This window comes from Cupriavidus phytorum, assembly GCF_003254285.1.
In the GTDB taxonomy this organism is placed as follows: domain Bacteria; phylum Pseudomonadota; class Gammaproteobacteria; order Burkholderiales; family Burkholderiaceae; genus Cupriavidus; species Cupriavidus phytorum.
The window spans coordinates 156,181-162,230 of sequence record NZ_QKZN01000010.1; the positions used below are offsets into that span (position 1 = coordinate 156,181).

Here is a 6,050-nt window from a genome sequence, read left to right on the forward strand (position 1 = left end):
TGTTTCCTTCGTGCATCGCGTGTCGACGGCAGTGCGCACGAGGGCGCGTGATTCCAACCTGCTGTCAAGGCTCGCGTGGGGTTCGGCGGGGGCGGGGCGGATAACCGTTGGCCGCGGCCGTTTGAATAGGGGCCGCATATTCTACAGCCATTGCTGCGTCGCAGCAGGTTCCGGGCCCGGAATGCGTGGCGGCTAGTCTGCCGGAATGCGTGGTATTTGCAACAGGATGCGCTGAAAAGCGCGGCAGACGCCGCTGCCATGGCGGAAATTGCAAGGGCGCGCCAGTCCGGCCGCTGCGCTACGGCCGTTCAAGTGCCGCCTCAGGCATAGTCCAGCGGCAGCGCGGTGGTGTACTTGATCTGCTCCATCGCGAAGCTGGAGCTGACGTCGGCCAGCTCGGCGCCCTGGATCAGCTTCTTGTAGACGCGGTCGTAGGCAGCGATATCGGGCACCACCACGCGCAGCAGGTAGTCGGTGTCGCCCGCCATGCGGTAGAACTCGGTCACTTCCGGGATCGACGACACCAGTCCGTGGAACTGCTTGAGCCATTTCACGTTGTGCTGGCTGGTGCGGACGGAGACGAACACGGTCACGCCGGCATTGAGCTTGGCGGCGTCGAGCAGCGCCACGCGCTTGCGGATCAGGCCGGCTTCCTCCAGCTTCTGGATGCGGCGCCAGCACGGGGTCGAGCTCAGGCCGACCCGCTCGCCGATTTCCGCCACCGGCAAGGTGGCGTCTTCCTGCAGCAGGGCGAGGATCTGTTTGTCGTAGCGGTCCATGGTGCGTGGCGGTCAGTTGGAGAGGGAGCGCCCGCACCAGGCGCGCAGCGGGTCGGTCAGGCGTCGGCGGGCACCAGCAGGTTCACGCCGGTTGCAATATGGTCGCGGCTGACCCCGTAGAGATGCAGGGAAACCGCGATCTCGTCGCTGGCGTTGCCGAGCGCGTGGATATGCTGCAGGCCGCCCGGCACGCTGAAGGTATCGCCGGCGCTGCGCGTGACGGTGCTGGCATGGCGCGCGTGCCGGCTGGCGGGATCCCACCGGTAGTGCTGCTCGGTCAGCGTGCCGCGCAGCACGCGGTAGGCGCACCAGGTGCGGTGGCCATGCACCGGGCTGGCCTGGCCCGGGCGCCAGACCAGCACCATGGCCGAGAAGCGCTCCAGCGGATCGCCGTAGACCAGGTGCCGGGTATAGGTGTCGGCGGCGCCAAGCAAGGCACCCGGCGGCAACGCCGCCAGCAGCGTTTCGGTGTCGGGCAGATGCTGCGCGATGTGGCTGGCAACCAGGCGCGCGCTGTTGCTGAAGATGTCGGCGAGGTCGAGCGCCAGCCGGTCGAGCGGGGCGCCGGCCTGGCGGGCGGCGGCAAGAGGAGAGGCAATAACGGGTGAGGCGGTCGTCATGGCGGGCTTCGTCGGCTTGTTCTTGTCTATTCATGATATGGACCGGCGGTAGCACAGGCATGCGATTTGTCCTTCCAGGCAGGCTGGAATTGTAATGCCATTCCGATATAACGACATTTATTGGAATTTTTTTCTATCTGACCGTCGTTGGTGCGGGAGCGCACGCTACGGGATGCGGTCGTGGCCCCGGGCTAGCCGCCCTCGTCCTTGGGCCAGAACGTGATCAGGATATTGGACGGCGCCACGCCGTTGCTGTCGCGCGGCAGCGGGTCCGAGCGCTGCACCGCGCGCAGCACCGCGTTGTCCCAGCCGGCATTGCCGCTGGATTTGGCGAGCCGCGTCGACAGCAGCGAGCCATCGGGCGCCATGTGCACGGCGACCACCGCCGCCGGATTGCCGGCGACATCGTCGTTGAAGATGATGTTGGGCTTGACCCGCTGGCGCACGCGCTCGGCATAGCCCGACGACGGCCTGGCCGACGATCCGGAACCGGCCCCGGTGTTGGCCGTGGCCCCGGCGCCGCCCGCCTGCGCGCGCAGGCGCGCCAGTTCGGCCTGGCGCTCGGCATTGCTGGCCTGGCGCTGCGCTTCCGTGGCCTTGCGTTGCGCCTCCTTGCGCGCCGCTTCGGCGCGGGCCTGGGTTTCGCGCTGCCGCTGCTGCTCGGCCTCGCGCTGGGCCTCGCGCTCGGCCTGCCTGGCCTTGCGCTGCTTTTCCTGCAGCGAGATATCGGCGTCTTCCTCCTCGACGGGCTGCGGGGTCGGCGCCGGCCTGATCACGGGCTCGGGCACGGTGGCCTCGGGCACGGGCTCCCACAGTTCCGCGGCGACCCCGGTCGGCACGGCATTGCGCCAGCGCACGCCGTAGTACAGCAGGGCCCCCAGCAGCAGGTGCATGAGCAGGGCCAGCAGGAAGCAAGTCAGCGTGCGCCGCTCGCGCACGGGCTGGTAGGGGGAGGCGGCGGTCTGCATGGTCCTTGGATGCGGCGGAAACCAGGCCATTTCATTCTATGAGGCGCAACCGCATCAACCAAGCGCAGGACGGCACAGGCGGCGCCTGCCGCTGTCTCGCCAAAGGCACGGCAAGGCCGCGTCGGGTCTCAGCCCCTGGTGAAGATCTCGAGGAAGTGCTTGCTGGGATCCTCGAAATAGATGCGCCGGCCACCGTCATCGGTATTGACCTCGCCGGGGCGGCGCCGGTACGGGTCGGCCCAGTAGGTGAGCCGGTGCGCGCGGACCCGCGCAAAACCGTGGTCGAACTCGGCGTCGCTGACCAGGAAGGCATAGTGCTGCATGGCGATCTCGCCCTGCGCGTCCATGAAGTCGAGCGTCACGCCGTTGTCCAGCGCCACGCCGAGGAAGGGCCCGAACGGCTCGGCCGGCGGGCGGCCCAGGACCTCGCACAGGAAGTCCGCCGAGACCTGCTTGTCGTGAGAGAAGACGATGGTGTGGTTGAGCTGGATGGCCATGTCGCAATCTCCGCGATGGAAACAACCCCGGCCTCCAGCGTACAAGGATTTTGCGCGCGGTGCCCGGCGCTCCGGTCAGGCGTTGTCCAGCTTCCTCAGCGCCGCGCCGACTTCGCCATGGAAGGCGCGCAGCGCCTCCAGCTCGAGATTCGCGGGCTGCAGCGCGGGCCACAGCAGGGCCACCATGCCCGCGGCGGTCTTGTCGATATCGACCTCGCGCTCGCGCGCGATGGCGTCCCACAGGATATGCTCCATCGGCCCCAGGATGGCGGAACGCAACAGGCTCAGCGGCAGGTCGGCGCGAATCTCGCCATGTTGTCGGCCGCGCGCCAGCAGCTCCATCAGCGGCGCCGTATAGCGGCGCTGCAGCGGCACGAACTCCTGCCCCAGCTCCGGCCCCTTGGCCCGTCCTTCCGACAGCACCAGCGCGCACAGCCCGGTGCCCTGGATCAGGAACAGGCGCAGGTGCGTCTTCACGTAGAACGCCAGCTGGTCCCTGGTGCTCTGCTCGCGCGGCATGCCGCGCTCGACCGCGTCGATGATTTCGTCGTACCAGTCCTCGATGACCCGCACGCACAGCTTGCGCTTGCTCTGGAAGTACGTGAACACCGTGGCCTCGGACACGCCCAGGCGCTGGGCAATCTCGGTGGTGGTGGTCTTGTCGTAGCCCAGTTCGGCGAACACCTCTCGGCTGACGCGCAGGATGTCGCGGATGCGTTGTTCCGCCCTGGCGCCGGACGGTATCCGGCGGGTGGCGGCGTTGTCTTCCATGGTGTCGGTATCCCCGGCAGGCGAAAGCGCGAATGATAGGCCGTACCCGGTGCAGGGCGCGGAACTGCGGCTGCGCGGACCAGGCGGTCGCGGCGCAATGCCGTCACATCGTACTCCATTTCCGCGCGAAGTTGAGTAAGCCTCAAATTAATGTTGAATTTTCCGGCCGGCCCGTATACCTTTCCGTCATTCCGATGTGACGAGACCGGAAGTCGATCGGCTATCCGGCAGCACTGACAGCAGCTTCACGGGGTTAACCCTGACTGGGTGAATCACCCCGGCGATATTCGTGACCTTGAGTTTCGCTCAACTCAAGTCGAAACCGAGCGCTTTGGAGACAACAATGAAGATGCAGGGAGAGCCGCTTCCCACCATCCTGCCGATCGGCGGGCTATCGCACGTCCGTGGCGACACCAGCATTGCGCTGTCCGAGCAGACCGTGCCGGCGCTGCTGGCGCAGACCGTGGCAGCGTTCCCGGAACGCGAGGCCGTGGTTTTTCGCGAGCAGGGCGTACGCTGGAACTGGCGCGAGTTTGCCGAAGCCATCGATGCGCTGGCAGCCGGGCTGCACGCGCTTGGCCTGGCCAGGGGCGATCGCGTCGGCATCTGGGCGCCGAACCGCGTGGAGTGGCTGGTGACCCAGTTCGCCACCGCCCGGCTGGGCCTGGTGCTGGTCAACATCAATCCGGCGTACCGGCTGGCGGAGCTGGAGTACGCGCTGAACAAGGTCGGCGTCAAGGCCATCGTTGCCGCCGAGGCTTTCAAGACCTCGCGCTACCTCGAGATGCTGCAGGCGCTGGCGCCGGAGCTGGCCACGAGCGCGCCGGGCGCGCTGCAGGCCGCGCGGCTGCCGTCGCTGCGCTGGGTGATCCGCATGGGCGAGGGCGAGACCCCGGGCATGATCCGCTATGCCGAGGTGCTGGCGCGCGGCGCCAGCGTGGCGCGCGCGGAGCTCGACCGCATCACGGCGCAGCTCGACCGCCATGACCCGATCAACGTGCAGTTCACCAGCGGCACCACCGGCGCGCCCAAGGGCGCCACGCTCACGCATCGCAATATCGTCAACAACGCGCGCTTTATCGCCATGGCGATGCGCTTCTCCGAGCAGGACAAGCTGTGCATCCCGGTGCCGTTCTACCACTGCTTCGGCATGGTGCTGTCGGTGCTGGCGTGTGTGTCGACCGGCGCGGCGATGGTGTTCCCGGGCGAGGCCTTCGAGCCCGAGGCCACCATGCGCGCGGTCAGCGAAGAGCGCTGCACCGCGCTGCACGGCGTGCCGACCATGTTTATCGCGCAGCTCGACCATCCGCGTTTCGCCGACTACGACTTCTCCTCGCTGCGCACCGGCATCATGGCCGGCTCGCCGTGCCCGATCGAGACCATGAAGCGGGTGGTGGCGCAGATGCACATGTCCGAGGTGACCATCGCCTATGGCATGACCGAGACCAGTCCGGTGTCGTTCCAGAGCAGCACCACCGATCCGCTCGACAAGCGCACCACTACGGTGGGCCGGGTCCAGCCGCACCTGGAGGTCAAGATCGTCGATGCCAGCGGCGCCACCGTGCCGGTGGGCGAGAAAGGCGAGCTGTGCACGCGCGGCTATTCGGTGATGCTGGGCTACTGGGACGACCAGGCCCGCACCGCCGAAGCCATCCGCGACGGCTGGATGCACACCGGCGACCTCGCCACCATTGACGAAGAGGGCTACTGCAATATCGTCGGCCGCGTCAAGGACATGCTGATCCGCGGCGGGGAGAACATCTACCCGCGCGAGATCGAGGAATTCCTGTTCCGCCATCCCAAGGTCCAGGCGGTGCAGGTGTTCGGCGTGCCCGATGCCAAGTATGGCGAGGAGGTGTGCGCGTGGATCGTGCTGAAGCCGGGCGAGAGTGCCACCGAAGACGAGATCCGCGCGTTCTGCCGCGATCAGATCGCGCACTACAAGATTCCGCGCTACATCCGCTTTGTCGACGAGATGCCCCTGACCGTGACCGGCAAGGTGCAGAAGTTCGTGATGCGCGACCAGATGGTGCGTGAACTGAACCTCGATGAATCCCGGACGGCCTGAGTGCCAGGTCCGAGAGATTAACCCTGTACAACCGATAACCGACTGCCCGAGGCCCCTATGGCGGTAATTGAAACCAAGCTGAACGCCCGCTCCGAGTCGTTCAGGACCAATGCGCAGGCAATGCAGGACCTGGTTGCCGACCTGCAGGAAAAGATCGCGAAGCTCGCCGAAGGCGGCGGCGCGGCCGCGCGCGACAAGCACCTGGCGCGCGGCAAGCTGCTGCCGCGCGAGCGCGTGCAGCAGCTGCTCGACCCCGGCACGCCGTTCCTGGAGCTGTCGCAGCTGGCCGCGTACGACATGTACGACGATGCCGCGCCCGGCGCCGGCATCATCACCGGCATCGGCCG

7 protein-coding genes are annotated in these 6,050 nt (G+C 67.2%); 2 read left to right on the plus strand and 5 right to left on the minus strand.

Features of this window, described 5'->3' with window-relative positions; all coding sequences use genetic code 11:
- Positions 1-320 precede the first annotated feature (320 nt).
- From C7416_RS22975 to C7416_RS22995, 5 genes are all read right to left on the minus strand, one after another.
- Entirely contained in the window at positions 321-779 is a 459-nt protein-coding gene (locus C7416_RS22975; protein ID WP_062799292.1) for an Lrp/AsnC family transcriptional regulator, read from the minus strand.
- 56 nt (positions 780-835) lie between these two features.
- Positions 836-1,399 (minus strand): cysteine dioxygenase family protein, encoded by a 564-nt coding sequence (locus C7416_RS22980; protein WP_111521063.1) that lies wholly within the window; start codon positions 1,397-1,399, stop codon positions 836-838.
- A gap of 191 nt (positions 1,400-1,590) precedes the next feature.
- A complete protein-coding gene (tolA, locus tag C7416_RS22985) occupies positions 1,591-2,367 on the minus strand; it encodes a cell envelope integrity protein TolA (protein WP_111521064.1) in 777 nt (258 codons plus the stop codon).
- A 128-nt stretch (positions 2,368-2,495) separates the two neighbouring features.
- Positions 2,496-2,864 (minus strand): VOC family protein, encoded by a 369-nt coding sequence (locus C7416_RS22990; protein WP_111521065.1) that lies wholly within the window; start codon positions 2,862-2,864, stop codon positions 2,496-2,498.
- 75 nt (positions 2,865-2,939) lie between these two features.
- Positions 2,940-3,635, minus strand: coding sequence for a TetR/AcrR family transcriptional regulator (locus C7416_RS22995; RefSeq protein ID WP_111521066.1), 696 nt, complete (start codon positions 3,633-3,635; stop codon positions 2,940-2,942).
- A gap of 343 nt (positions 3,636-3,978) precedes the next feature.
- Between C7416_RS22995 and C7416_RS23000 the strand changes: the two genes are divergently transcribed.
- Both C7416_RS23000 and C7416_RS23005 read left to right on the plus strand, forming a co-directional pair.
- Positions 3,979-5,703, plus strand: a complete 1,725-nt coding sequence (locus tag C7416_RS23000; RefSeq protein ID WP_111521067.1) for an AMP-binding protein — start codon at positions 3,979-3,981, stop codon at positions 5,701-5,703.
- Between the two features lie 57 nt (positions 5,704-5,760).
- The coding region (locus C7416_RS23005) for a carboxyl transferase domain-containing protein (RefSeq protein ID WP_309250943.1) at positions 5,761-6,050 on the plus strand (290 nt) is incomplete at its 3' end.

Bases quoted from the DNA above. Each gene is read 5' to 3' on its own strand.
- C7416_RS22975 (WP_062799292.1), bottom strand. From the start codon at position 779: ATGGACCGCTACGACAAACAGATCCTCGCCCTGCTGCAGGAAGACGCC.
- C7416_RS22980 (WP_111521063.1), bottom strand. From the start codon at position 1,399: ATGACGACCGCCTCACCCGTTATTGCCTCTCCTCTTGCCGCCGCCCGC.
- tolA (WP_111521064.1), bottom strand. From the start codon at position 2,367: ATGCAGACCGCCGCCTCCCCCTACCAGCCCGTGCGCGAGCGGCGCACG.
- C7416_RS22990 (WP_111521065.1), bottom strand. From the start codon at position 2,864: ATGGCCATCCAGCTCAACCACACCATCGTCTTCTCTCACGACAAGCAG.
- C7416_RS22995 (WP_111521066.1), bottom strand. From the start codon at position 3,635: ATGGAAGACAACGCCGCCACCCGCCGGATACCGTCCGGCGCCAGGGCG.
- C7416_RS23000 (WP_111521067.1), top strand. From the start codon at position 3,979: ATGAAGATGCAGGGAGAGCCGCTTCCCACCATCCTGCCGATCGGCGGG.